27 protein-coding genes are annotated in these 25,242 nt (G+C 45.5%); 14 read left to right on the forward strand and 13 right to left on the reverse strand.

Annotation, left to right across the window (positions count from 1 at the left end):
* On the forward strand, nucleotides 1–330 hold the full coding sequence (locus ACH97_RS03750; protein WP_020453402.1) for a PTS lactose/cellobiose transporter subunit IIA: 330 nt from the start codon (nucleotides 1–3) through the stop codon (nucleotides 328–330).
* Nucleotides 330–1,658: a 6-phospho-beta-glucosidase LicH gene (gene licH / locus ACH97_RS03755; RefSeq protein ID WP_020453401.1), complete on the forward strand. Its 1,329-nt coding sequence runs from the start codon at nucleotides 330–332 to the stop codon at nucleotides 1,656–1,658. The genes ACH97_RS03750 and licH overlap by 1 nt, the downstream gene beginning before the upstream one ends.
* A gap of 102 nt (nucleotides 1,659–1,760) precedes the next feature.
* Here licH and ACH97_RS03760 read toward each other — a convergent pair whose 3' ends face one another.
* The 8 genes from ACH97_RS03760 to ACH97_RS22700 form a co-directional block, all read right to left on the reverse strand.
* Nucleotides 1,761–3,023: an MFS transporter gene (locus tag ACH97_RS03760; protein WP_020453400.1), complete on the reverse strand. Its 1,263-nt coding sequence runs from the start codon at nucleotides 3,021–3,023 to the stop codon at nucleotides 1,761–1,763.
* Between the two features lie 233 nt (nucleotides 3,024–3,256).
* The gene (locus ACH97_RS03765) at nucleotides 3,257–4,348 is read right to left on the reverse strand and encodes a branched-chain amino acid aminotransferase (protein ID WP_035337973.1); all 1,092 of its coding nucleotides are present in this window, start codon (nucleotides 4,346–4,348) and stop codon (nucleotides 3,257–3,259) included.
* 171 nt (nucleotides 4,349–4,519) lie between these two features.
* Nucleotides 4,520–5,689 carry a D-alanyl-lipoteichoic acid biosynthesis protein DltD gene (dltD, locus tag ACH97_RS03770; RefSeq protein ID WP_025810589.1) on the reverse strand — a complete coding sequence of 390 codons (1,170 nt, stop codon included), beginning with the start codon at nucleotides 5,687–5,689 and terminating at the stop codon, nucleotides 4,520–4,522.
* On the reverse strand, nucleotides 5,689–5,925 hold the full coding sequence (gene dltC / locus ACH97_RS03775; RefSeq protein WP_003186284.1) for a D-alanine--poly(phosphoribitol) ligase subunit 2: 237 nt from the start codon (nucleotides 5,923–5,925) through the stop codon (nucleotides 5,689–5,691). Before dltC ends, dltD begins: the two co-directional genes overlap by 1 nt.
* A gap of 15 nt (nucleotides 5,926–5,940) precedes the next feature.
* A complete protein-coding gene (dltB, locus tag ACH97_RS03780; protein WP_023856957.1) occupies nucleotides 5,941–7,098 on the reverse strand; it encodes a D-alanyl-lipoteichoic acid biosynthesis protein DltB in 1,158 nt (385 codons plus the stop codon).
* Nucleotides 7,095–8,603 carry a D-alanine--poly(phosphoribitol) ligase subunit DltA gene (gene dltA / locus ACH97_RS03785; RefSeq protein ID WP_023856958.1) on the reverse strand — a complete coding sequence of 503 codons (1,509 nt, stop codon included), beginning with the start codon at nucleotides 8,601–8,603 and terminating at the stop codon, nucleotides 7,095–7,097. Before dltA ends, dltB begins: the two co-directional genes overlap by 4 nt.
* 14 nt (nucleotides 8,604–8,617) lie before the next feature.
* Nucleotides 8,618–8,767, reverse strand: coding sequence for a teichoic acid D-Ala incorporation-associated protein DltX (locus ACH97_RS03790; RefSeq protein WP_023856959.1), 150 nt, complete (start codon nucleotides 8,765–8,767; stop codon nucleotides 8,618–8,620).
* A gap of 243 nt (nucleotides 8,768–9,010) precedes the next feature.
* Entirely contained in the window at nucleotides 9,011–9,094 is an 84-nt protein-coding gene (locus ACH97_RS22700) for a YjcZ family sporulation protein (RefSeq protein ID WP_016885663.1), read from the reverse strand.
* Between the two features lie 213 nt (nucleotides 9,095–9,307).
* Here ACH97_RS22700 and ywaC point away from each other — a divergent pair, with 213 nt between their 5' ends.
* Nucleotides 9,308–9,946, forward strand: coding sequence for a GTP pyrophosphokinase YwaC (gene ywaC / locus ACH97_RS03795; protein WP_031305127.1), 639 nt, complete (start codon nucleotides 9,308–9,310; stop codon nucleotides 9,944–9,946).
* Here ywaC and ACH97_RS23350 read toward each other — a convergent pair.
* On the reverse strand, nucleotides 9,940–10,254 hold the full coding sequence (locus ACH97_RS23350; RefSeq protein ID WP_161513289.1) for a Ger(x)C family spore germination C-terminal domain-containing protein: 315 nt from the start codon (nucleotides 10,252–10,254) through the stop codon (nucleotides 9,940–9,942). The two genes, ywaC and ACH97_RS23350, sit on opposite strands and share 7 nt — an antisense overlap.
* 133 nt (nucleotides 10,255–10,387) lie before the next feature.
* On the opposite strand from ACH97_RS23350, the gene ACH97_RS03805 reads away from it, so the two are divergent.
* Nucleotides 10,388–10,573, forward strand: coding sequence for a hypothetical protein (locus tag ACH97_RS03805; RefSeq protein ID WP_023856963.1), 186 nt, complete (start codon nucleotides 10,388–10,390; stop codon nucleotides 10,571–10,573).
* Nucleotides 10,574–11,935, forward strand: coding sequence for an MFS transporter (locus tag ACH97_RS03810; RefSeq protein ID WP_023856964.1), 1,362 nt, complete (start codon nucleotides 10,574–10,576; stop codon nucleotides 11,933–11,935).
* A 54-nt stretch (nucleotides 11,936–11,989) separates the two neighbouring features.
* Here ACH97_RS03810 and ACH97_RS03815 read toward each other — a convergent pair whose 3' ends face one another.
* Nucleotides 11,990–13,339, reverse strand: coding sequence for a M28 family peptidase (locus tag ACH97_RS03815; RefSeq protein WP_035337966.1), 1,350 nt, complete (start codon nucleotides 13,337–13,339; stop codon nucleotides 11,990–11,992).
* A 229-nt stretch (nucleotides 13,340–13,568) separates the two neighbouring features.
* Here ACH97_RS03815 and ACH97_RS03820 point away from each other — a divergent pair, with 229 nt between their 5' ends.
* The 6 genes from ACH97_RS03820 (at nucleotide 13,569) to ACH97_RS03845 (ending at nucleotide 19,346) form a co-directional block, all read left to right on the forward strand.
* Nucleotides 13,569–14,327: an IclR family transcriptional regulator gene (locus ACH97_RS03820; RefSeq protein ID WP_035337962.1), complete on the forward strand. Its 759-nt coding sequence runs from the start codon at nucleotides 13,569–13,571 to the stop codon at nucleotides 14,325–14,327.
* A gap of 18 nt (nucleotides 14,328–14,345) precedes the next feature.
* Entirely contained in the window at nucleotides 14,346–15,299 is a 954-nt protein-coding gene (locus ACH97_RS03825) for a sugar kinase (protein ID WP_035337959.1), read from the forward strand.
* Nucleotides 15,300–15,325: 26 nt separating this feature from the next.
* Nucleotides 15,326–15,952: a bifunctional 4-hydroxy-2-oxoglutarate aldolase/2-dehydro-3-deoxy-phosphogluconate aldolase gene (locus tag ACH97_RS03830; RefSeq protein WP_023856968.1), complete on the forward strand. Its 627-nt coding sequence runs from the start codon at nucleotides 15,326–15,328 to the stop codon at nucleotides 15,950–15,952.
* A gap of 15 nt (nucleotides 15,953–15,967) precedes the next feature.
* Complete coding sequence (gene dgoD / locus ACH97_RS03835; RefSeq protein WP_023856969.1) at nucleotides 15,968–17,116, forward strand: galactonate dehydratase; 1,149 nt, start codon at nucleotides 15,968–15,970, stop codon at nucleotides 17,114–17,116.
* A 61-nt stretch (nucleotides 17,117–17,177) separates the two neighbouring features.
* Entirely contained in the window at nucleotides 17,178–18,509 is a 1,332-nt protein-coding gene (locus ACH97_RS03840) for an MFS transporter (RefSeq protein ID WP_023856970.1), read from the forward strand.
* Nucleotides 18,510–18,605: 96 nt separating this feature from the next.
* Nucleotides 18,606–19,346 (forward strand): YwaF family protein, encoded by a 741-nt coding sequence (locus ACH97_RS03845; RefSeq protein WP_023856971.1) that lies wholly within the window; start codon nucleotides 18,606–18,608, stop codon nucleotides 19,344–19,346.
* A 163-nt stretch (nucleotides 19,347–19,509) separates the two neighbouring features.
* Here ACH97_RS03845 and ACH97_RS03850 read toward each other — a convergent pair whose 3' ends face one another.
* From ACH97_RS03850 to ydfH, 3 genes are all read right to left on the reverse strand, one after another.
* The gene (locus ACH97_RS03850) at nucleotides 19,510–21,684 is read right to left on the reverse strand and encodes an MMPL family transporter (RefSeq protein WP_035337956.1); all 2,175 of its coding nucleotides are present in this window, start codon (nucleotides 21,682–21,684) and stop codon (nucleotides 19,510–19,512) included.
* 114 nt (nucleotides 21,685–21,798) lie between these two features.
* Complete coding sequence (ydfI, locus tag ACH97_RS03855; RefSeq protein WP_035337953.1) at nucleotides 21,799–22,440, reverse strand: two-component system response regulator YdfI; 642 nt, start codon at nucleotides 22,438–22,440, stop codon at nucleotides 21,799–21,801.
* The gene (gene ydfH / locus ACH97_RS03860; protein ID WP_035339288.1) at nucleotides 22,433–23,596 is read right to left on the reverse strand and encodes a two-component system sensor histidine kinase YdfH; all 1,164 of its coding nucleotides are present in this window, start codon (nucleotides 23,594–23,596) and stop codon (nucleotides 22,433–22,435) included. Before ydfH ends, ydfI begins: the two co-directional genes overlap by 8 nt.
* Before the next feature lie 310 nt (nucleotides 23,597–23,906).
* Between ydfH and ACH97_RS23920 the strand changes: the two genes are divergently transcribed.
* From ACH97_RS23920 to ACH97_RS03865, 3 genes are all read left to right on the forward strand, one after another.
* Nucleotides 23,907–24,077: a hypothetical protein gene (locus ACH97_RS23920; protein ID WP_023856975.1), complete on the forward strand. Its 171-nt coding sequence runs from the start codon at nucleotides 23,907–23,909 to the stop codon at nucleotides 24,075–24,077.
* A complete protein-coding gene (locus ACH97_RS23355) occupies nucleotides 24,074–24,250 on the forward strand; it encodes a hypothetical protein (protein WP_095291354.1) in 177 nt (58 codons plus the stop codon). The genes ACH97_RS23920 and ACH97_RS23355 overlap by 4 nt, the downstream gene beginning before the upstream one ends.
* Before the next feature lie 119 nt (nucleotides 24,251–24,369).
* Nucleotides 24,370–25,233 (forward strand): glycosyltransferase family 8 protein, encoded by an 864-nt coding sequence (locus ACH97_RS03865; RefSeq protein ID WP_035337950.1) that lies wholly within the window; start codon nucleotides 24,370–24,372, stop codon nucleotides 25,231–25,233.
* Nucleotides 25,234–25,242: the final 9 nt, after the last annotated feature.

Below are 25,242 nucleotides of genomic sequence, written 5' to 3' on the forward strand. Positions count from 1 at the left end.
ATGTCCGAGGAATTGGAACGAACGATATTTCAAATTATCCTTCACGGAGGAAACGGCAGGAGCTTTTGCATGGAAGCGATAGCCGAAGCCAAAAAGGGAGATTTCGCCGCTGCAAAAGAAAAGATCCGGGCGGCTGACGAAGAACTGATCAAGGCGCATCATTTTCAGACAGCTTTGATTCAAAATGAAGCGAAGGGGGCGAAAACCGAACCCTCACTTCTCATGATTCATGCCCAAGATCATTTAATGAATGCGATGACCATGAAAGATTTGGCCGCGGAGATTGTCGAGCTGTATGAAAAAATGAATGTCCACGGAGGTGTCAATTGATGAAAAAAGGATTGAAAATCGTAACAATTGGCGGAGGTTCTAGTTATACGCCCGAGCTTGTCGAGGGATTAATCAAACGGCATGACCAACTTCCGGTCAGCGAGCTCTGGCTCGTCGATATACCGGAAGGGGAAGAAAAACTCAATATCGTCGGCACGCTGGCGAAGCGAATGGTCGAAAAAGCGGGCGTCCCGATCGAAGTCCATCTGACGCTCGACCGCAGGGAGGCTTTAAAAGACGCTGATTTTGTCACGACGCAATTCCGTGTCGGTTTGCTCGAAGCGAGGGCAAAAGATGAACGAATTCCATTAAAATACGGGGTGATCGGACAGGAAACAAATGGACCGGGCGGTCTTTTCAAGGGGCTCCGCACCATTCCGGTCATCCTTGAGATTGCAAAAGACATCGAAGAACTGTGCCCTGACGCGTGGCTTGTCAACTTTACCAACCCGGCAGGCATGGTGACTGAAGCACTGCTCCGCTACTCTAATTTGAAAAAAGTCGTCGGGCTCTGCAATGTGCCGATCGGCATGAAGATGGGGGTTGCAAAAGCGCTTGATGTTGATGAAAGCCGCATAAACATTCAATTTGCCGGATTAAATCATATGGTGTTCGGACTCGACGTTTTTCTGGACGGCGTCAGCGTCAAAGACAAAGTGATCGAAGCGATGGCAGATCCCGAAAATGCGATGACGATGAAAAACATCTCCGGAGAATCGTGGGAACCTGACTTTATCCGGGGTCTCGGCCTGATTCCGTGCGGCTACCACCGCTACTACTACAAAACGCAGGAGATGCTTGAACATGAACTGGAGGCTTCAAAAACGGAAGGGACGCGTGCAGAGGTCGTTCAGCAAGTTGAAAAGGAATTGTTTGAGCTGTATAAAGATCCGGAGCTGGCGATCAAACCGCCCCAGCTTGAAAAGCGCGGCGGCGCATATTATAGTGATGCCGCCTGCAACTTGATCAGCTCGATTTATAATGATAAGCACGATATTCAGCCTGTCAACACGATGAATAACGGAGCGATCGCAAGCATTCCGGATGACTCCGCAGTGGAAGTCAACTGTGTCATGACGAAAAACGGGCCGAAACCGATCGCGGTCGGAGATTTGCCTGTCACCGTGAGGGGCCTTGTCCAGCAAATCAAATCATTCGAACGGGTTGCGGCTGAAGCGGCTGTTACAGGTGATTACAACACCGCGCTTGTCGCCATGACAATCAACCCGCTCGTTCCGTCCGACAAGATTGCGAAACAAATACTGGACGAAATGCTTGAAGCGCATAAAGAGCATCTTCCGCAGTTTTTTAGATCTGTAGAAGCATAGGAATAAAATTGAGGTTCCGGTGTGTCAGCCGGAACCTTTTAATAGATATAGGCGCCGCCGTGTCCGAATGGCCCGGCGAAACAGCGGCCGTCCCATTCATGCCTACATATTTGCGCTTGCTTCTTTTTCTTTGACCAGATCTGACTGCCGGGCTTTGGCAAGCTGAGTGAATATGAGGATGCCGATGCCCGCAATGATTTCGATGAAGCCGCCGATTGCGATCACGCTTCCCGCGCCAAGCGTTTTTGCGGCATATCCGCAGGCAATTGCTCCTAAAGGAAGCGATAGATTTGTGATCATATGGATGACTGCGAACACTTGAGGCTGGTCATCCCCTTCGACAGATGTCTGGATAATCGTGAATTCGGGGACATTGATCGAACTGATGGCTGCTCCGAATGCAAAGGCTGCGAGAAATACGAGCGGCAGGAAAGTATTCAGTCCAGCGATAAAATAAGCCGCACCTTCAAGTATGCCTGCCGTGATGAAAAGGAGTCCGTACCTGTTGATTTTTACTTTTGCAAGGATAAAACCAAGTAAAAATGCTCCTCCTGCCGTCGTAGCCTTCAGCAGCGAGTGGATGAACGGCGTTCCGTTTAAATCCTCTGCAACATATACCGCAGAAAGGGCTTCCCAGGGTGAAGCCGCCAGGTTCATGAAGATGCAGTAAATCGCCAGCGGATATAATATTTTGTGGTTTTTCACCAATGTAAATCCTCTTTTTAATCTCGCAAAATATGTACCTCTTTGAGCAAGAGACTTAGATTGTGATTGATTCCGGATGATGGTGTATTTGATGCAAAGCACGAATAGGCCCGATATGATATAAAAGATAAATGAAAAGACCAAAGTCGTTGCAGGACCGATAAAAGTCAGCAGCACACCGCACAATGTAACGGCTCCCAGCCTGATGATTTCTGAAGAAGACTGGAGAATCGCGTTGGCTTTTTGGATGAGATTTTCGTTCACGATCTGCGGAATCAGCGTAATCGACGCCGGGTTATAAGTCGCACCAGTTGCCGAATGGATGATCATGAGCCCTAAAACAAACCACATCGGTGAAAAGCCGTTTAAGTAGCAAATCGGTATTGTAATGACGACGGCTGCTCTTGTTAAATCCGAAAAATACATCCAGAATTTCAGGGCGCTTCTTTTGACTAAAGGCCCTGTAACTGGCGCCAAAAAGGCTTCGGGGAGGAAAGTGACGGCAAGAAGCAGGGAGGTGCCGATTGCACCTTTTCCGTCAAAAATTAAGAACCATAAAATAGAGTTGAAGGCAAAACAGTCAGCCGAGATTTTGATTAGCCTGGAGATGAAAAGGAACGTGTAATTCTTTTCCCAGACGCTCAATTTTGTTTGATCCATTGTTCAGCGTCCTTTCTTGATTTGCATGTTACATGAGAACGGATAATCTCTCCTTTCCGGTGTAGTTATTGATAATTTTAACATAAAATATATAAAATGGAATCGTTTTGTGCGGGGGATTGACTAGGCGGAATGAAAAAGAGGGGCGAGCGGTGTGGAAACAGAGCCTGCCGCCGGTACATTTCGCGATAAGGGTGCAAGCCCTCTTTTTTGCAAAAGAGAGCTTAAACCGCTTAGCAGGATTGGCTGACTTTATCAACTTCAACTGTCCAGCCGAATGTGTCAGGCAAAGCGCCTTTTTGAATACCGGTGATCGTTTGGTAGAGCCTTTTGGCGATTTCGCCTGTTTGTCCGCTGTTGATCACAAGGCTTTCGTTTTTCCAGATCAGCTCGCCGACCGGGGAAATGACAGCGGCGGTTCCGGTGCCGAACGCTTCTTCAAGCAGACCGTCTTTGTGAGCCTGAACCAGTTCATCAACTGAAATTTTCCTTTCGGTTACGGAAAGTCCCCATTGTTTTAATAGATGAATGACGGAATTTCTCGTAATGCCTTCCAAAATACTTCCGTTTAGAGCCGGAGTGACAATTTCACCGCTGATTTTGAAGAAGATGTTCATGCTGCCTACTTCTTCAATGTATTTCTTTTCTACTCCGTCAAGCCAAAGTACTTGCGAGAAGCCTTTGCTTTCCGCCACTTCCTGAGCCTTCAGGCTCGCCGCGTAGTTGCCGGCCGTTTTCGCATTGCCTGTACCGCCTGCCACAGCACGGACAAATTCGCTTTCAACGGCAATTTTCACAGGGCGGATGCCTTCTTTGTAATAAGATCCAACCGGCGATAAAATGATCAGCATTTTATACATATTGGACGGAGCGACGCCGAGGTACGGTTCCGTTGAAATAATGAACGGACGGATATAAAGGGATGTCCCCTCAGCTTGAGGAATCCACTCTTTGTCGATCTGAACCAGCTGCTTCAGCCCTTCCAGAACGGTGTCAGGGTCAACCCGCGGAATGCAGAGGCGGTCGTTGGATTTATTGAGCCTCTCGACGTTTTTTTCAGGTCTGAACAGAAGAACGCTGCCTTCGCTTGATAAGTAAGCTTTTAACCCTTCAAAAACGGACTGCCCGTAGTGGTAAACCATTGCAGCCGGGTCCATTTCAATCGGCTGATAAGGAACGATTCTCGGATCGTGCCAGCCGTTTTCAGCCGTATAGTCCATGATAAACATGTGGTCGGTAAAGGTCCGGCCGAATTCGAGCCGGTCAGCCTCTGGCTTTTGCTTTTTTGCTGTACTGAGTTGTACGCTGATCGTTTGTTTTGTCATATTCATTCTCCCTGCCGTTTCTAGTCTTTTTCCAAAAAATATTTATCTTCTATTTTAAACCTTCTCTTGATAATCGCAATAGATTTCAGAGAAATTTGTAAAATAGAATTTTTGGAAACTTTAAAAATTTAAATCGGACAAAAAAAGGACTCCCCATGGGGGAATCCTTTTTTATGATGACTTTTTATAAAAGGATTCGATCTCCTGATCGACGTAAACCCAGCCTTTCCAGCCAAGGTGGAGCGTATCTTTCAAGAAGTATGGATCATATTCATGATTCGTTAAATCAGCAACTTGAAAGCCTTCTTGTTCGATTTCTTTTTTAATCTTTTTATAGAAATCTGTCCGGCCTTTTTTAGGGAAGCCGGTATAGTCGTAAAACTTGCCGTGGACCGGAACCGAGATGAACAGCGGTTCTGCGCCGGATTCTTTCAGAACATCCATCATGAGATGGAAATCGTGGAACTCGACTGACTCGGCATAGTTCATCTTTTTATTGTGGCCTTTAAGCTTTTTCAGCTTCGGCTTCAATTTCTTATAAACGCCGTTTGAAATTTTAAACTCATTGTTGCGGGATTCTTTGGCGCCGACCTTTTCGGCCATCTGCTTTAATTCATCCCACGATTTGTTTTTTACATCCTGGGAAATGGTCCGCTTCGGTCCGTTTCCTTCAACCATGGAATAGTAGATGTCCTTTTTCTCCAGAATGCTCCGGTAAGCTTTTGCCGGCGGCGTCAGAAGGGACAGCGCCACTTTGTCCTGATCGAGCTCGGCTTTAAAAAGGGCTGAAAGCAGAGCGTCGTTTGTAACTGCATGAAATTTAAGCATGCGTTTGATGATTTTTTTCTTCAGCTCGGGATCGACATTTTGATTGAACACAAGATCGTATGCCTGCAAAGCCGAGAAGTTCGGCGCAAAGTGGGATTCGTCCGAGCCGTCTTTTTGAAACCACTGCGGAGAAATAATGAAAACGATTTTCTTGCCCTTTAATTGACCAGACTGCGCCGCAAAGTTGATTGCATGAATCAAGGACTGTGAACCGCCTTTCCCGACCAGGTAAGGCGTGAACCCTTGGTTGTTTACTTTAAAATAGTTAGACGGATGAAAGGCATCTAATCGGGACAATTCCGATGATCCGTAAATCGGCAGATATTTCGGATCTTCAAGCGCTTTGCCTTGAAGATACATACCCTGGAACATCATCGGGTTTATTTCTGTAGCTGAAGTTTCGACACGATCTTTAGGAACCAGTTTTGCCAGCCATGCATTTGGAATCAAGATCGCGGTGAAAAAAAGTAAAAATGCCAAGATGATTGGCCCGAATAAAAAACGCTTTTTCATTATCTCAACTCATTCAGCTGCTTTATGATTTGATTTGGCGTGTTCCATGCATCCCGGTCAAACTCTGTAATCGGCACTGTGATGTTAAAGTGGCTTTCGAATGCAAGCAGCAATTCCACCGTGCCGAAGGAATCGAGGATTCCCTCTTCGAAAATATCAATATCCGGATTTTCCTTTACGATATCGTCCTGACATACCTCTGCTAAAACTGAAAGTACTTCTTGATTAAAATCCATTATGAAAATCTCCTTTTAGTGTATTAGTTTCCCTGAGAAAATTAAAAATCCAAAACATACGAAGTGGAAGGTCACCACGACTGAGACGGCTGTCGTCCACTTATTGTTCGGCCACCACTTGTATTTCTTATTCCATTTTTCAAAGAAGTTAAAGCCGACCATGAGCAGCGCGTGATACAGCCCGTAGACGATGTACTGAGGGGCAAGGCCGTGCCAGACACCCATCAGAAGGAACAGCAGCACATATCCGATATTGGAAACAGCCATCCGGTTTGTGATCCATTTTTTCTTCGTCATCCAAAGGACAAAGCGCATGAACACGTAGTCTCTGAACCAGAATGAAAGCGACATATGCCAGCGGTTCCAGAAATCTTTAATATTGCGGCTGATGAACGGCTTATTAAAGTTTTCAGGGGATTTGATTCCCATGATATAGCTGACGCCGACCGCAAAAGCAGTGTAGCCGGCAAAATCAAAAAACAGATAAAGGCTGTACGCATACATGTATGCCAAGCCATGCGAGATGCTGCCGGAAGTCAAAAACGGCAGTTTCATAATGACATACGTATTAATACAATAGCCGATAATGAATTTATATAAAAAGCCGAGAAAGATTTTATTGATTCCTTTGTAAAGCAGTTCTTCGTATTGCTCCTTCGTCCATACCGTCTGATCGTCTTTTTCAAAACGGCGGTACCTGTCGATCGGACCTGACGAGATGGTCGGGAAAAAGAGAATAAAGTAAAGCAGTCTGCTGATTGGGAGCTGCTTTTTAATGAGACCGTCGCGGGTTTCAATGATGAGCTGAACCCCTTTAAAAGTTAAATACGAGATACCGAGAAATGTTGCCCAGTTGTCAACGGCGAAAAACGGCAGCAGCTTTGACAGTGCCAGAGGCAGGATAGAAGCTGCTGCAGCGAGACAAAATACGATGCCGCTGTTCGCTTTGAGACGGTAAGCGATATAGCCTTTGATCAGAACCATCTGCCAAAGCGTAAACAGGCACAGCATGATCAGCCCGTGCAGGCTGTTTGAAAAAATAAGCGCCAGAACCAGAACGGAAACCGCCATGTTATATAAGCGGAAGCTTTTTCCGTTCAGTCCGAGAATGATGGTCGGCGCCAGTAAAATTCCTAATATGATGAAGAAAAGAAATGAACCATAGGGTGTCATACGGTTACCTCTTCTTTTAATCTCTTGCGGTCAATTTTACCGTTTGCTGTCATCGGAATCTCTTTTTGATACATGAATTTTCTCGGAATCATATATGCAGGCAGCTTGCTGCCCAAATCTTTCTTAATCGCGCTGGTTAACTGGTATTCCTTTTCGAAATCGTGTTCGGCAGGCACGATCATGGCGATCAGATACTCGATTTTCTCCTCGCGGTAGTATGGAATAACGACCGCCGACTGCACGTATCGGGACTGATTGATTTGGTATTCGATCTCTTCAAGCTCAATCCGGTAGCCATGCAATTTGATTTGGAAATCGAGTCTTCCGAGGAAGAACAGCTGGCCGTTTTCTTTGTACCCTGCGTCACCGGTGCGATAAGCAGGGGCGCCGTTGTAAGAGAAAAACGCTTTTTCCGTCAGCGCTTTTTCGCCTAAATAGCCTTTGCTGACGCTGGCTCCGGTAATAATGATCTCGCCTTTTTCCCCTTCTTGGACGGCTTTTCCGTCTTCATCGATGATCACGATCTCGGTTTCCGGCTTTTCAGAACCGACGGGAAGAGAAGAATACTTGTTTAATACGTCGTCTGTTACTTCGATGGAAGTGACGGCAACAGTCGCTTCGGTCGGGCCGTATGTGTTAAAAACACGAGCCTTCGGAAATCTCTCTTTAAGTTGTCTGGCGACTGACGCGGGAAGCGTTTCTCCGCAGAACATAAACAAGCTCAGTTCAGGAAGCAGCTCTTCAGAATAAGACGGATCCATCAAGCACATTTGTGCGAATGAAGGCGTTGATGTCCAGACGTTGACGTTGGATTGTTTCAGCGCTTCAAACAACAGTTTCGGCCGGTTAATCATATCTTTCGTAACCGTCCATAATGTGCCTCCGGACTGCAGGCACGGATAAAGGTCCATCACCGATAAATCAAAGGAAAACGGGGCTTGATTTAAGAACACTTGGCCGCTTTCCACCGGAAAGTCATTCGTGATCCAATCTGTGAAGCTCTGAAGATTGGCGGCTGAGATTTGCACGCCTTTTGGATTTCCCGTGCTTCCGGATGTGTAGATAATGTAAAAGGTATCTTCACCGTGAACCCAGCGTCCGGGATCTGTCTCCGGCACCCCGTCTCCTTCAAGAACGCCCGGTTCCACAACGGAAATGAGGGCATCTCCCGTGTCAACCGAAGTGCCTGAGTTATTGAGTATAAGCTCGGCTTTTGAGCTGTTGATGATTTTCAGAATCCGGTCTGCCGGAATCGATACGTCAACTGGAATGTACGGATGGCCGGCTTTCACGCAAGCCAGGAAAGAAACCGCCATGACCGGTTTCATATGTCCGTAGACAATGATCGGAGAAGCCTCTGTTAATGCTTCGCTTTGAATCCGCGCGGCAAGGCGCTCAGATTGTGACCAAAGCTCTCCGTATGTCAGCTTTTCTTCTTCATTCACAAAAGCAAGGGTATCGGGTTGTGTTTGCGCGTATTTTTTAATAGTTTCTATCAGTTTCATTGTTTTTTTCTCCATTAAAAGTCATTATAAATATATGAACCTGTATTTGCTGTGTGGAATCCGTAAATTAAAAACAGCAGTACGAGAATAAGAAAGTAATAGGAAGTGTTGAGCAGCCACTTCATTGTTGTTTTTTCATACAACATTTTTAGCTTATTTAACATTGATCTTTTCCTTTCCGTTATTGAATTGCCTTAACAACAGTATAAGACGAAAATGTTGTATAAAAGTTTCATTTGTGGGAGAGTTTTATTTCTGAGCGTTGTCAGCTCAGAGCCTATCCTATTATAAACATTTTTTGTTATTGTGGAAATAACTTCTTTTTAAATCACAAAAAAACAGGCTCATATGAAAAGCGGAGCGCTTTTCGATATGAACCTGCAGTTTGTCGGAAGTGCGTGAAGGAATTAATACTTTACAAAAGCGGAACCCACAATGATCAGCAAAATAAATAATACAACGATCAAAGCGAAGCTATTAGAGTATGACATATTCTCACCTCCGAAAAGTGGTAATACAGAATATGAATGTTTTATGACTTTTGAAAGGGAAATAAATTTATAAAAGTGGAAAATGATCAACCAGACCACTTTTTGATCTTGCGATTTAAGTCGAAACTTTACCGTGGATGTGCCCGTCTACTAACTGAAAAAACGATATGATGTCATAAGGAGAAAAATATAATGGATATGGCGATAGATAAGATGATAGGACTGCCTGAAGCCCAGATAGAAGATTTAAGAAACCTGATGGAGGACTGGAAGAACGAACTCCTTGTCTATAAATTTGCCTTGGATCAAATGGATACGAAATTTTCGATTATCAGCCAGGAATATAATTTAATCCATGGCCATAACCCGATTGAGCATACGAAATCAAGGGTAAAAAGCTTTGAAAGCCTGATCAACAAGCTTGTGCGGAAGGGCTGCGATATTACCACAAAGGCCGCTAAGGAGCACATCAATGATATCGCAGGTCTCAGAATCGTCTGCTCGTTTTTATCCGATATTTACAATATGGTTGAAGTGCTGAAGGAACACGAAGACATCAAGATTTTAAACATGAAAGACTACATTAAAAATCCGAAGCCGAACGGATACAGGAGCCTCCATCTGATTGTAGAAGTGCCTGTTTACTTGACCAACCGCGTCGAGCACGCCAAGGTGGAGATTCAAATCAGGACGATCGCGATGGATTTCTGGGCGAGCCTCGAACATAAAATCTACTACAAATTGAACAATGAAGTGCCGAACCAGCTCACGGATGAGCTGAAAGAAGCGGCTGACATCGCGAACTATCTGGATGAAAAGATGCTTCATATTCGAACAAAAGCGGATCAATAAAAAGCAGCCGGGCATTTTTTAGCCCGGCTGCTATTTTTTTCTGCCGCTTGACCCGAAGTTGTCAATCCTTGAATATCAACCTCATATGTAATATCGGATTCGGTGAAAATCTCATCCCATTTCCCTTCCGCTTTTCGATTCCAGAATTTCAAGACGTCCGTCCGGTATTCACCCTGCAGTTTGCCGAGCGCGCTCTTCATCCACACTTTCACCTGATCTCCGGCAAGACGCTCGACTTCTTTCCGCTTTTTGTTTTGGAAATCATGGCCCGGCGATGCCTTCGCGCTCTTCTTTTGTGAACTTTTCACTATGCCAGCTTCGTCAAATATGTTTTTCAACTAAAAGAAAAGAGGAAGAACGCTCCTTTGTATCAAAGGTTATGACTGTCATGAATCGAAAAAAGAAAACAAGAAAATGATAAGAGCACGAGGAGGTCTAAAAATGAAATCGGATATTGAAAAACTTGCGGAATGCGGTTTGCAAAACGGAGCGGCAGCGATGATGAACCGGGAGTCGCAACGGCTTGATGCTGCTTTATACGGGACCGTCGGCAATGCTTTCGACCGTGATGCGGGTGCGGAAGGTAAAGCGGACGGAGCTGGCGAAAGGCTGCTTTACCCTAAGTAAATGGCCGGATTGAAAAAGAACCGCGCCCTGTTTTTAACAGCCGTTGCATCAGGGACGATGCTGAATCCGCTCAATTCTTCAATGATTTCTTTGGCGCTGCACAGCATCCAGCATGAGTTTCATCTTTCATTTGCAACCGTATCGTGGCTGATTTCATCTTTTTATTTAGCCAGTGCGGTCGCGCAGCCTGTCACGGGAAAAATCGGCGATTTAATCGGTCGGAAAAAGATGTTTTTGTCAGGGCTTGTTCTCGTTGCCGTATCGGCAATCGGCGCTCCTCTCGCACCGGCTTTTTCCGTCTTATTGATCATGCGTTTGTTTCAATCGATTGGGAGCGGCGCCATTTATCCTTCGGGAGTGGGCCTGATCAGAAGCCACATTCATGAAAAGCGGGCGTCAGCACTAAGTGTGCTGTCCATTTTTTCTTCGGCTATGACCGCTTTTGGACCGACTGTGGGGGGATTTTTAATCGTTCTCGGGGGATGGCCCGCCATTTTCCTTGTGAACTTTCCATTTATTTTGTTCAGCTTTTTGCTGGGGATGTACATGTTTCCGAAAGATGAGAAAAAAGCCGGCTTAAATGTCCGCGCCGTCATCAAGCGGCTTGATCTGACCGGGATTCTTCTGTTTGCGGGCGGAATCGTTCTCCTGCTGGCATTCCTGCTCTCATTGAGCACGGGCGAGCCCCGTTTTGCCGAGGGGATGTTCGGGCTTGTCTTGCTTTTGATGTTTGTTTGGTGGGAGCTGAGAGTGAGCAGCCCGTTTATTGATATCAGACTGTTGATCGCGCGCAGGACGCTAACTTCGGTCTATGCTCAATTTATTATGCTGAACATCTTTAACTACTGTTTGTTTTTTGGACTTCCGAGTTATTTTCAGGATGAAATGCACCTTTCCGTTCAAGCGAGCGGTCTTTTGATGCTGTTCATGTCCGGGACGAGCGTATTGATTTCACCTTTCGTCGGGAGATGGATTGACCGTTCAGGTGAAACGCAGCCTGTTTTCATTGGTTCTTGCATAATGGCGGCCGGCGCCATCCTGCTTACATTGTTTTTTGTCGATGCACCGATGTTGTGGAAAGGCATTATCCTCTCTTTGCTGGGGGTCAGCTACGGACTCGGCAATGTCGCCCTGCAGGCTGCCATGTTTACGGCAAGTCCGCCGGACATCGTCGGGACCACTTCGGGGCTCTTCCAAACATGCCGCTATCTTGGCTCGATCTTTTCGTCCGTCATTCTGGGTCTGTTGTTTGGAGAAGAAATAACCGCGGGTCATTTTCAGGATCTGGGGGTGGTCATGATTGTGGTTGCCATCGGCAGCGTTTTGATGAGCTTCCGGTTTATTAAGCTGATGAAGGATTGAAAAGAAGCGGTATAAAAAAAAGAGCAGATCAATTCGATCTGCTCCTTTTTAATATTATTGGGCGACTGAGCTGTAAGACGGTTTTCTGTTTTCTTTTTTGCTCAGGTTATACACGGCTGTTCCCGCGATTTGACCGGCTGTTTTCAGCCTGTCTTTGCTGATGTGTTCAATCGTGTCGTAAGGGGTGTGGTACCAAGGCTCCAATGCACCTGTTCCCGGCTCTCTCCAAATGAAGTTGGCCGAGTCGATGCCGGCTTCATGGAATGGGACATGGTCGGATGAACCGCCTTGATGTAAAAATAATACGTCTTTCCCAAGGCTTAAAGAAGCGGCTTTACTTAGCTCCCAGACGAGGTTTGCCGAACCGTCGGGTGTATTGATGTACAGCTGTGAAGCATTTTCCCAGCTTGTCGCCACCATATCTAAGTTAAAGTTGGCAACGCTCTGTTTGACTTCCCGCTCTGACAAGGTGCTGACATAATGGCGCGATCCGAGGAGACCGATTTCTTCGGCACCGAATGTAATAAAGCGAATTTCTTTGTCGGCTGGAACCGTCTTCATGATCCGGGCCAGTTCAAGGACGACTGAAGTGCCGGAGGCATTGTCATTGGCTCCGGGAGCATAAGGGACGCTGTCATAATGCGAAGTCACATACACGATGTCCGGATTTTTGACACCTTTTGCTTTGCGGACGCCGATCACGTTTTGCGATGTTTGATTTTTATGAGCCTTCAGCTTCAAGATCGCTTCTTGTTCAGAAAGCAGCTTTTCTCCGTCTTCCTTTTTGACGCCGACTACCGGAACATCGACTTTATTACCGCTGAGATTCGGAGTCAGAGGGACGAGACCGTCGACGTTATTATAAATGATCACTCCGCTTGCGCCTGCGTCAGCAGCGTTTTTTGCTTTTTCATAGAATGTCAGCTCGCCTCTTAAAATGACGGCGATTTTGCCTCTCGCTTCCTCGGTGAAGTCGCCGGGCAGGCCGAGGCCGGCATCATAGAGAGGAGCTGCCAGGCCTTCTGCTGCTGTCGGGGCGGAACCGGCGGCAGGCCGCGAAGGCACGTTATTTCCCTGAACGGTAAGCGTTCCTTCCAGCCGATCAGGTATGCTGAAGGTTTGTGTGGTCACTTTCAGATTTGATTTTTTCATCTGTGAGGCGATGAAAGCGGCGCTCTTTTTTTCTTCCGCCGTGCCTGTCACACGCGGTCCGATTGTTTCGCTTAAATGGTAAATCGTTTGATAGGCGCGATTTTCGTTGAATTTTTTGCTGAATTTTTCGACATCTTTTGCGATGGCTGTTTCCTGAGGCGCCGCTTGAACAGCATTTCCCGTTCCATCGGCGAACACGCCGCCTGCTATTACGGATAGCGCCAATCCGATCATCATCATTTTTCTCTTCATACATAAACCTCCTTGATGGTCTTGTTTTCCTGAGAAGAGATATTCGCAGCTGAGCGGGTGAATCCTGCATGCATCTGATAAATGATTCGATAGACCAGTAATTTGAAGTTTGATAAAAAAGTTTTTTTGTTTAATAGGATAGTTGACGTGAGCATTCTTTCTGTTTAGAATACGTCCGAATTATCAGGATCCTGATTTTGAATCACATATGTGAATGTTGGAGGGTGTCATGTCAGTAAAATCCGCGGTACGTGTTGTACGTATATTTGAATTGCTGTCAAATCATCCGGATGGATTAACCGTAAAGGAGATCAGCAAAGAATTGTCGCTGCCGCAGAGCAGTACATTCAATTTGGCCGCTACACTTTTGGATGAAGGATACCTTCAGCAGGATGCTATCAAGCGTTACAGGCTGGGGGCAAAACTGATCCAAGTTGGAACCGCTGCCATGGAGTCGATCGACATTTCGTCGCAAGGTGTTCCGTTTTTAAAACAGCTGATGGACGGCGTTCAGGAGACGGTGTTTATGGCCGTTCTATCCGATGATCAGCTCGTCTACATCGCAAAAATCGATAACAACAGGTCAATCAGAACAACCGCACAGCCCGGTTCGCGCAAGCCGCTATATTGCACCGGGCTTGGCAAGGTATTTTTGGCATTCATGCCGGAGGACAAAAGGGAAGGGCTGCTCGACCGCATGGAATTTATCCGGTTTACCGGGCATACCATCACCGCCAGAGATGAGCTGGAAAAGCAGCTGCAGACATTTTTGGAACAGGGATATGCCGTTGACAATGAAGAAAATGAAGAAGGTTTGTTTTGTCTGGCGGCTCCTGTCTATGGTCCGGATGGCGTAATGAATGCGGCGATCAGCACCGCCGGGCCAAAGGAGCGCATGCTCGCAAGAAAGGCGCTTATCGTTGAGCAGCTGCTTCACACAGCCGGAAAAATTACAGAAAGCATTGGCGGATTTAAAAAGCCGCTTTAGCAAAGGGGGAAAGTTCTGATGGATGTTATTAGCATAGGAGAGACAATGGCGCTGTTCACTCCGAATGAAGACGGCCCTCTCAGATACGCAAGAAACTATCAGGTGAGAATAGCGGGCGCAGAAACCAACACGCTGATCGGGCTTTCGAAGCTCGGGAAAAAAGCCGGCTGGATTACCCGGCTTGGAAAAGACGAGTTCGGGGCGATGATTCTTTCTGCTGTCAGAGGAGAAGGAGTCGATGTCAGCCAGGTGAAGCTCGATGACGCGGCGCCGACCGGTTTGTTTTTTAAAGAAAGGAAAAGCGCGGCTAAAGTCAATGTCTTCTATTACAGGAAGCTTTCAGCGGCGAGTTTTTTGAAAAAAAGCGATATTGATGAGCCATACATTGAGAAAGCGGGGTTTTTATACATTACGGGAATTACCCCGGCTTTAAGTGAAAGCGCTTCAGATGCAGTGTTTTATGCTGTGGAGCTCGCCAAAAAGCACAATAAATGCGTTGTATTTGATCCGAATTTTCGAAAAAAGCTCTGGGACGGAGAGCGGGCGCGGCAGACGATGTTTGATTTGATCAAACAGTCTGATATCGTGCTTCCGGGCTTGAGCGAAGGGCGTTTTTTGTTCGGCACCACTGATGAGAAAAAAATAGCGGAAGCCATCCGCGGGCTCGGGGCTGAAACCGCCATCGTCAAGCTTGGTGCAAAAGGCGCCTATTATGCCAGCGGGAATGAAAACGGCTATGCGGAAGGCTATCAGATTCAGACTGCAGCGGACCCTGTGGGTGCCGGAGACGGCTTTGCAGCCGGTGTATTATCGGGTTTGATTGATCATATTCCGCTTTCTGAAGCTGTCAAACGCGGCTGTGCCGTCGGCGCCATGGTAGCTGCGGTAAACGGTGATATTGAAGGGCTGCCTGACAGCGATTCACTGTTTGCGTTTATGGAACAATCTGATGAAGAAGATGTCAGCCGATAAAAAACCGTAAAGAAAGGGTGGCAGAAATGCATGTATTGTCACAAATCAAAGAACAAAAAGTGATTGCGATCATCCGCGGATACAATCCGGAGGAGGCAGTGAGCATTGCCGGCGCCTTAAAAGCGGGCGGCATCAGGCTTGTGGAAATTACGCTTAATTCCCCTCAAGCGATCAAAGCGATTGAAGCGGTTTCAGAAGATGTTGGAGACGAAATGCTTATCGGAGCGGGAACCGTTCTTGATCCCGAATCTGCGAGAGCGGCGCTTTTAGCCGGCGCGCGGTTTATCCTGTCGCCAACTGTTCATGAAGAGACGATCAAGCTGACAAAGCGATATGGAGCGATCAGCATTCCGGGCGCCTTTACCCCGACGGAAATATTGACGGCGTATGAAAGTGGTGGAGACATCATCAAAGTATTTCCCGGAACGATGGGGCCTGGCTATATCAAAGATATCCACGGACCGCTTCCGCATATTCCGCTGCTTCCGACGGGAGGGGTAGGGTTGGAAAACCTTCACGAGTTTTTACAGGCCGGTGCGGTCGGTGCTGGAATCGGCGGTTCACTTGTGAGGGCTCATCAAGATGTGAATGACGCGTTTTTAGAAGAGCTGTCCAAAAAAGCAAAGCAATTTGTTGAAGCAGCAAAACAGTAAAAGGGGAGATCAGAGATGAAAATAACGGGATTCGAGTGTTTCCAAATTCCACCGCGCTGGCTTTTCTTAAAAATCGAAACGGATGAAGGCATTACAGGGTGGGGAGAGCCGGTAATCGAGGGAAAGGCGGCGACAGTTAAGGCGGCTGTCGGCGAGTTAATGGAATATTTAATCGGCAAAGACCCGATGAACATTGAAGACCACTGGAATGTCATGTACAGAGGCGGGTTTTATCGGGGCGGACCCATTCTGATGAGCGCGATTGCAGGAATCGATCAAGCGCTTTGGGACATTAAGGGCAAGTTTTACAATGCGCCCGTGCATCAGCTGCTCGGAGGGAAGAGCAGGGAATCGATCAAGGTCTATTCCTGGATTGGCGGAGACAGGCCTCAAGACGTCGGCCTCGCTGCCAAGGAGGTGGTTGACCAAGGCTTTACAGCCGTCAAAATGAACGGCACGGAAGAGCTGCAATACATTGATTCACATGAAAAAATCGATCAGGTGATTGAAAGAATATCAGCCGTCAGAGAAGCTGTCGGCCCGTACATTGGAATCGGCATCGACTTTCACGGCAGGGTGCACAAGCCGATGGCGAAGATTTTGGCAAAAGAGCTTGAACCGTTTCGCCCGATGTTTATAGAAGAGCCTGTTCTGCCGGAAAACAACGAGGCGCTCCGCGATATCGCCAGCCTCGTCTCAATTCCGATTGCGACCGGAGAACGAATGTTTTCAAAGTGGCAGTTTAAAGATCTGCTGACTGACGGCTATGTCGATATTATTCAGCCTGACTTATCACACGCCGGCGGAATTACCGAATGCAAAAAGATCCTGTCGATGGCGGAAGCATTTGATGTCGCCGCCGCTCCTCACTGTCCGCTGGGCCCGATCGCTCTGGCGGCCTGCCTTCAGGTTGATGCAACGTGCCACAATGCATTTATACAGGAACAAAGCTTAGGAATCCATTACAACAAAGGCACGGATTTGCTTGATTATATAGTGGATCAAAAGGTGTTTTTCTATGAAGACGGCTATGTCCGGATTCCGGATGGCCCGGGCCTTGGGGTGGACATCAATGAAGATCATGTCCGGAAAATGGCTGATATCGGGCATAACTGGCGCAATCCGGTATGGCGGCACAAGGACGGAAGCATAGCTGAATGGTAAAAATGATACCGTTTTCAAAAGATGTCCGTCATTACAAACAAATAAAAGGAGAGGGCCTGTCATGAAACAAGCTGCTGTAAAAGAGAAGCCGACAAAGGTTAGAGTGCGGGTACTGCTGTTTATTTTTGTATGTGTCGTGATCAATTATATGGATCGAAGCAATATCTCCGTCGCAGCTTCTGCAATAGGAGACGATTTAAACTTGTCTGCCGTTCAACTAGGTTTGATTTTTTCCGCTTTCGGCTGGGCATACTGCGCCCTGCAAATACCGGGAGGCGGGCTTGTCGATCGGTTTGGCCCGAGGCTTGTCTACGGTTTTACCTTGGTTACTTGGTCGCTCGCAACATTGCTTCAGGGGTTTGTCCGCGGCTTCGGTTCTCTATTCGGGTTGCGTCTTGCGACGGGGGCGTTTGAAGCGCCGGCTTTTCCGACCAATAATCGGGTGGTGACTTCATGGTTCCCTGAACAGGAAAGGGCTTCAGCCATTGCATTTTATACGTCGGGGCAATTTGCCGGCCTTGCGTTTTTGACGCCGGCGCTCAGCGCCATCCAGCATGTCGTCGGCTGGCGCGGCCTGTTCATCGTAACTGGGGTGATCGGCATCATCTGGGGCCTTATCTGGTATACTTTTTACCGAGATCCCGACCGTCATCCAAAGGTAAACAAGGCTGAACTTGATCATATAGAAAAAGGCGGGGGGATCGTCCGCCGCGGCCGGACTTCCGAAAAGGAAAAATCGGCATTTAATTGGAAGCATTTTAAACAAGTGACCGCTCATCGCAAGCTGTGGGGTATATATATTGGACAGTTCGCCGTTAATTCGACTTTATGGTTTTTTCTGACATGGTTTCCGACATACCTTGTAAAATATAGAGGCCTTGATTTTCTCCAATCCGGTTTTCTCGCCTCGCTTCCGTTTCTTGCGGCGTTCATCGGTGTTCTGTTGTCCGGCTTCCTGTCCGACTTTCTGATCAAAAGGGGCGTATCGGCCGGGGTTGCCCGCAAAACACCGATTATTACCGGATTGATCCTGTCTATTTCCATTATCGGTGCCAATTATGTCGATCAGACATCACTGATCATTTTATTTATGACGCTTGCCTTTTTTGGAAACGGTCTGGCCTCCATTACATGGGTGCTTGTATCGTCTTTAGCGCCTAAGCATTTGATCGGACTGACCGGCGGAGTATTTAATTTTGTCGGCAGCCTCGCCTCCGTTATCGTTCCGATTGTCATCGGCTTTCTCGCAAACGGGGGAAGCTTTGCGCCCGCCCTCGTCTTTATCGGCACCCTTGCCCTTCTGGGAGCCCTTTCCTACATCTTTCTTGTCGGAAAGGTTGAACGGATTCAGGTCAATGATAATGTAAAAGAAAACGATTCTATTTCTATGTGACACCCGGCTGCCGGACATTCGGCGGCCTTTTTGAATAATAGATCATGGTTTGTCACAAAATAACGCTAAAATATTTTTGACGACAGGGTGTTCAGGATGAAGACATATTTTCAAAAAGATTATCAACTCGGCTCGTTTCAATTTTTTTCAACATCTCATATACTGACTTTGCTGGTGCTTGCAGCGCTCGGTGTTTGTTTGTTCGTCTTTCGCAAGACGCTGCAAAAACCGCGGTGGAACCGGATGCTTCGCTATGCGTTTGTGGCGGTTTTATTGATTTCTGAAATCAGCTACCACTCCTGGTTTATCTATGTAAATTCCTGGACGCCGCGTTATTGTTTGCCGCTTCACCTCAGCGACCTTTCGGTTTATCTTGTCATCATTCTGTTATTGACGAAAAATCTCACCTTGTTTAAATTTCTTTATTTTGCCGGTTTGGGGAGCGCTTTGCAAGCGATTCTGACGCCTGACTTGGGAAGGTACGGCTTTCCTCATTTCCGCTTTTTTGAATTTTTCATTTCCCACGGAATCGTCGTACTGGCCTGCCTTCTGATGATTGCAGCCGAGAAGTATAAGCCGACCGTGCGCTCTCTCTGGGTCACGTTTCTTCTCGTCAATATTTATGGGGCATTCATCTTTTTAATCAACCGTTTGCTGAAGTCGAACTATATGTACATGATGAAAAAGCCGGGCGGCGGAGCTTCGCTGTTAGACGTGCTCGGGCCGTGGCCATGGTATCTTTTATCAGCGGAAGCGGTCACGATCGTCTTCTTCTATCTTCTCTATCTGCCGTTTTGGATCGCCAGGAAGGTGAAAGAAAAAAAGGATCTTGCATGATTCCTGTATTTCTGAATAGGTTCGGCCGTATTCCATTGGCCAAGAGACTTTAAAAAATCAAAATGAGTGATTACGCCATGAGTGTCTCCTTTTTAACTAATCATTCACACCGTGATCAGGAATATGAAGAAAAAAGCAGATCTCGTAAAAGATCTGCTTTCTATTACATACTGATTTGTTTCTTTTGTTCATAATCTATTTCTGGCTGTATTTCCTTCGTGAGTTGATGCCCTTCTATGTCCACATTCGGAATAATCTTGTCCAGCCATTTTGGCAAGTACCAGGCTGCATTCCCCATCAGTTTCATGACACTTGGAATCAGTGTCATTCGTACAATAAAGGCATCAAAGAGCACACCAAAGGAAAGAGCCAACCCGTTGGCTTTAATAGAAGCTTCTCCAGCAAAGATAAATCCTGCAAAAACGAAGATCATGATCAGGCCGGCTGCGGTGACAACAGGACCGCTGTGTTTTAATCCGGCTTGAATCGCTTGTACTGGATTCTTTGTTTTCACATATTCTTCACGCATTCTGCTGACAAGGAATACTTGATAATCCATGGCTAATCCAAACAGAATTCCAATAGATAAAATCGGCAAGAACGCGAGTATCGGCCCTTTTTCTGGTATTTTGAAAAAGTCGACGAGATTCCCGTCTTGTAAAACAAATACACAGATCCCAAGAGTGGCAGTCATTGTCAATACGAAACCAGCAACAGCAACAAGAGGCACAAGCAGCGAACGGAATACGATTGTCAGCAATACAAACGCAAAACCTACAATGAGCACAGCAAACACCGGTATCGCATCATTCAGGCGATCTGAAATGTCAATATTCACGGCAGTCGATCCAGTAACGAGCAAATCTACCCCGTTTTTATCTGATAAGCTGCGTACTTCCTTTACCAAATCCTTCGTTGCCACATCATTTGGACCTGTTTCAGGAACGACCGTAATGATAGCAAAGTTCCCTTCTTTATTAGGCATTGCAGGAGTGACACTCGCTACATGGTCTAGTTCCTTTATTTCTTTCACTGCATCTGTGAAGGCTTCCGCCTTATTTTCTGTCACACTTGTAGCATCCGCTACGATTGTTAATTGACCATTAAATCCTTCTCCAAAACCGTCGGCAAGCAAGTCATATGCCCGGCGTTCCGGATTATCCTTCGCTTTCATCCCTGCATCAGGCAAGCACAGTTCCAAATGCATAGATGGAATACTAATGACGAGCAAAATGAGAATGCTGCATACACTTAGCATGATAGGGTTTTTTGTGACAAAGCGTCCCCAGACATTTGTTTCAGCGCTTTGTTTATCTTTTTTCTTGTTTGATTTCGGAACCATCCGTTTCCCCGCTATCGATAAGACGGCAGGAACAAGCGTGATTGAGGCGAGAACAGCTAACAATACACTAAGCCCTGCTGTCAGCCCCATTGCAGACATAAAAGGAATGTTAACAACCGTCAATCCGCAAAGTGCGACAATAACAGTAAGTCCGGCAAAAACGACTGCACTCCCAGCTGTTCCGGTAGCTCTGGCAATTGATTCATTCTTTTGTATGCCTTCGCCTAGAAACTGGCGGTGCTTCGTAAAAATAAATAAAGCATAATCAATCCCAACAGCAAGGCCAATCATTCCGGCTAATGAAAGACTGACGGAAGCAATATCGAAAACTTGTGTTCCAATCAAAACAAGTCCAATACTAACACCTAATCCAATCAGTGCAGTTAAAATCGGTAAGCCTGCTATTAATAAAGAGCCGAATGTAATGGCCAAAACGACAAAGGCCAAGACAATGCCGACAATTTCAGAGACACCGCCTATCTCCATCTCGGCTCCCGGTACATCTCCGCTTAGCTCAGTTTGCAATCCCTCATCATCAGCGATTTTCAAACTGTCTTTTAAGTGTTTGATAGAGTAATCCTTTATATCATCTGCTGATGATTTATACTTGATATCAGCATAGGCAACTGTGCCGTCTTTCGCGATTGTTCCTGTCACAAAAGGACTTGCAATCGAGTCAACAGAACCATCTTTATCGATTTCCTTTAACGTATTTTCTATTGCTTTTTTGGCTGACTCTGCAGTAAGTTTCTCTCCATCTTCAGCACCGAAAATCACCCGTATGCTCCCTTTATCAGGGCCGTGAGGAAATTCTTTTTGAATGACATCCATCGCTTTTTCCGAAGGTGTGTCAGGTATGGACATATCCTCAGAAAAATTTGGTTTTAATGTGGTTGCAAGGCTTATCGAAGCAACTAACACAACGATCCACGCGCATATAACTTTTATGCGATGGCGAGCAACCCATCCTCCTAATTTATATAACATTTTTGACATGATAATCTCCTTTCAACACATTGCTTGATCATATTCCTCCTCATTGTAGTGGACAATGAAATAAAAAAAACGTACATTCGGGTATGTACGTTTGGGCAAATTTCAAATTTGATGTTATTTGTCTAATGTCAGAATGCCTCTTTGCATGGCAATCGTTACGGCTTCAGTTCTTGAATTCGCGCCTAATTTATTGTAAATGGACGTTAACCTGGACTTTACTGTTCTCTCAGAGACGCCCAAATCAAAGGCGATCGCTTTGCTTTTAAGACCTTTAGCAATTGCTTTTAGAACAATGACTTCCTTTTCTGTCAGCTGCGTATCACTGCTCTGTTTTTTCATCCGCTCCAATTGGATTTCTTGCAGACGTTTTAAGATTTCAGGCTGCAACAGCACGTTTCCTCTTATTGCTGCATCCATTGTATGAAAAAGGGTTTCTGAACTCGTATCCTTCAATAGATATCCTTTCGCCCCTAATTCAATTCCTTCGATCATTAAGTGATCTTCATTATAAGTAGTCAAAATAATGATAGGGATGTCATGTTTTTCTTTTATTTGTTTAATGGCTTCTAACCCGCTCATCTCCGGCATATACAAATCCATGAGAATGATATCCGGTTTTAATTCATCTGCAAGACGGACTGCCGCTTTGCCATTTTCGGCCTCTCCTATGATGGTGTAATGATCATTCGTTTCAATTAAAAGCTTCAGACCTTCCCTCACGACAAGATGGTCATCAACGATTAAAACCTTATTCATCTTGCATCTCTCCCTGAATTGGTACTGTGATCTCAATTTGTGTTCCTTTTGATTTTGTACTCTTTATATTAAATTGGCCTTTCATGGCTCTGACGCGTTCTTCTATGCCGAGAAGCCCGTAATGTCCTCTCTTTTTCTTGCTCTTTTCAACATCAAATCCTTTCCCATTGTCCTTGACAGTTAAATGGAGCCTCCCCTTATCATCATCCCAAATGGATACCGATATCGTTTCTGCTTCAGCGTGCTTTGCTGCATTCGTTATGCATTCTCCAATGATGTAATAACAGTTTTCAGCTGTACGAACGTCTAATATCTGATGTAATCGATAGTCTAAAAAACCACCCATGCCTGTCGACTCTTGAAAATGATCCATTAGTGAGGTAATTCTTTCTTTTAGAAAACCGATTTCCTCTGATTTGCTGCGCAGATCGTCAATCGCTGAACGCGCGTCGGCCAATGTACCTCTCACTCTTTTCATTGATTGTTGAATGATTTCTATTGCTCTCTCTGTGTTGCCTTTGGCGAGATGAACATGAATAGCATCGAGCTGCATATTTAAACTGACCAGCCCTTGAGCAAGCGTATCGTGTAAGTCCCGGGCCATACGCTGCCTTTCGTTTTGCAGCGTCAGCTGTTCGACCTGCTGATGAGCCAGCTCCAGCCGTTCAAGAGTCAGCTGAGCTTTTATCTTTTCATCGACTTGGGCAAATAATGTAGCGGCATAAGTAATAATCACGATCATAATAGGTACGGCAATGACAAGAAAATGCAAATAATCACCTTTGTGAATCTGATGTGTTGCATTGATTGACAGCAGAAGCAGTAAATACAGTATGAGGAAAGTCCTTCTTCTGTCTGCTATTCCTGCAATCTGTCCCATCAAAAATGCATAAAGGCCGATGATGACCAGCACTAAGAAGCCAGTCATGATATTAGCCAGTGTAAAAGTGATCAAACCTTGCAGCACAAAATATAGAATGACCCTTTTCTTAACCCAGCGATATGAATGCCAATGCAGCAAAGCAAAAATGGCGGTCAATACTGTAAACACGTTAAGCAATAAAATGGACCAGCTCCCAATAATAAATTGCAGCACGACAGAGGCTACATAGATCATGAGAATAAAAGCCAGGCCCGGCACTCTGAGCGCAAGCATATTTAATGCCCGTCTATCATGTGAGTAATGCTTTTCTTTAAAAGGATTCAAACCTCATCCACTTCCTTTAACAGTTTAACCGAACAGAGATTCATGAAATTTATTGAAAGTGAACATACATTTATCCAATCATTTTATAGGAAGAGAAAGAACACAACAATACCGAGGTGCAGTGAACCATTAGATGTTCCCAAACATATGATCATTGCCCAAACGTACATAAGCGTTCTGCCTTTATGTACGTTTTATCTTTTCAAATTTACATTTAAAATCATGAGGAACTCACTATTTATTAAAGGAATGATCAACATTGAAATCGATTGATCTCACAATTTTATCATTAAAAAGAAAAGGAATCAGAACTGAGAAAGTGTCAAAAAATCAGTGCCCTGATCGATTAAGCAATACGAACGAAAAAACAGACAAACATAGAAACAAAAATAGTCAATCCAAGAACATGTGTAAAGAAAAAGGGGAATGAATATGTATTGGTTTTTAGGTGCTTTATTATATTTTCTCATCGGTACTTGTATATTTATTGGAGTCATTAGAGACATTCACTCAGGCTCATGGATGCTCCTTACATTAGCAGCTCCAATCATCATTATTGGCTACCCTTACTTTTATTCAAAGAAGCTTTTTGCCAAAAGATAGTGAAATAGACTCCATACAATCAGAGGATCTTGCATGATCCTTTTTTTTCAGCCTATCGACGGTGTTTATTTTTTAAAAAAAGGGAATAGAACAAAAAAAGAAAAGGAGATGGAAGACATATGAAAAGCGACCGAACCATGCATATTATTTCATGTACAGACAATAACTACGCACAGCATTTAAGCGTGATGTTCGCATCATTGCTGACGAATATGGATCAGACGCGCGATGTGAAACTGTATGTCATCGACGGAGGGATTGAACCGGAAAATAAAAAGCGTCTGGAAGAGACGCCCCTTCAATTCGGAGCCCCCATTACATTTCTGAATGTAGAAAAAAGCCAGTATGACCGTGCGGTCGAAAGCAGCCATATTACAAAAGCGGCATACTATCGGATTTCCATCCCCGATCTGATTGATGACGATTCCGTCAAACGAATGATCTATGTCGATTGCGACGCCTTAGTGTTAGAGGATATATCGAAGTTGTGGGACAAGGACATTTCACCTTATTTCGCAGCGGCAGTAGAAGATGCAGGCCAGCATGAACGGCTGAAAAAGATGAACATCAGCGACGAAGCAAAATATTTTAACTCAGGTATCATGATCATCGATATGGAAGCCTGGAGAAAAAACAACATTTCGAAAAAAGTCATCGACTTCATCAATAACAACAATGAAGACATGTTTGTGTTTCATGACCAAGACGCGCTGAATGCGATTCTTTATGATCAGTGGCTCGAACTTCATCCGAGATGGAACGCCCAAACACACATTATTTTAAAAGAAAAAACACCGGCTTCCCTCATCGATCAAAAGCGCTATATGGAAACAAGGGCAAACCCGGCAATCGTTCATTTCTGCGGCGGAAACAAGCCTTGGAATTCAAACACCTCACACCCGTACGCCCGTCAATATTTTAAGTATTTGCAGTCCACAGCCTTTAACCAGCCGGCCAAATTGTCTAAAAACCATGTCAGCTAACATGCCAAT

Source organism: Bacillus paralicheniformis, assembly GCF_001042485.2.
Classification (GTDB): Bacteria; Bacillota; Bacilli; order Bacillales; family Bacillaceae; genus Bacillus; species Bacillus paralicheniformis.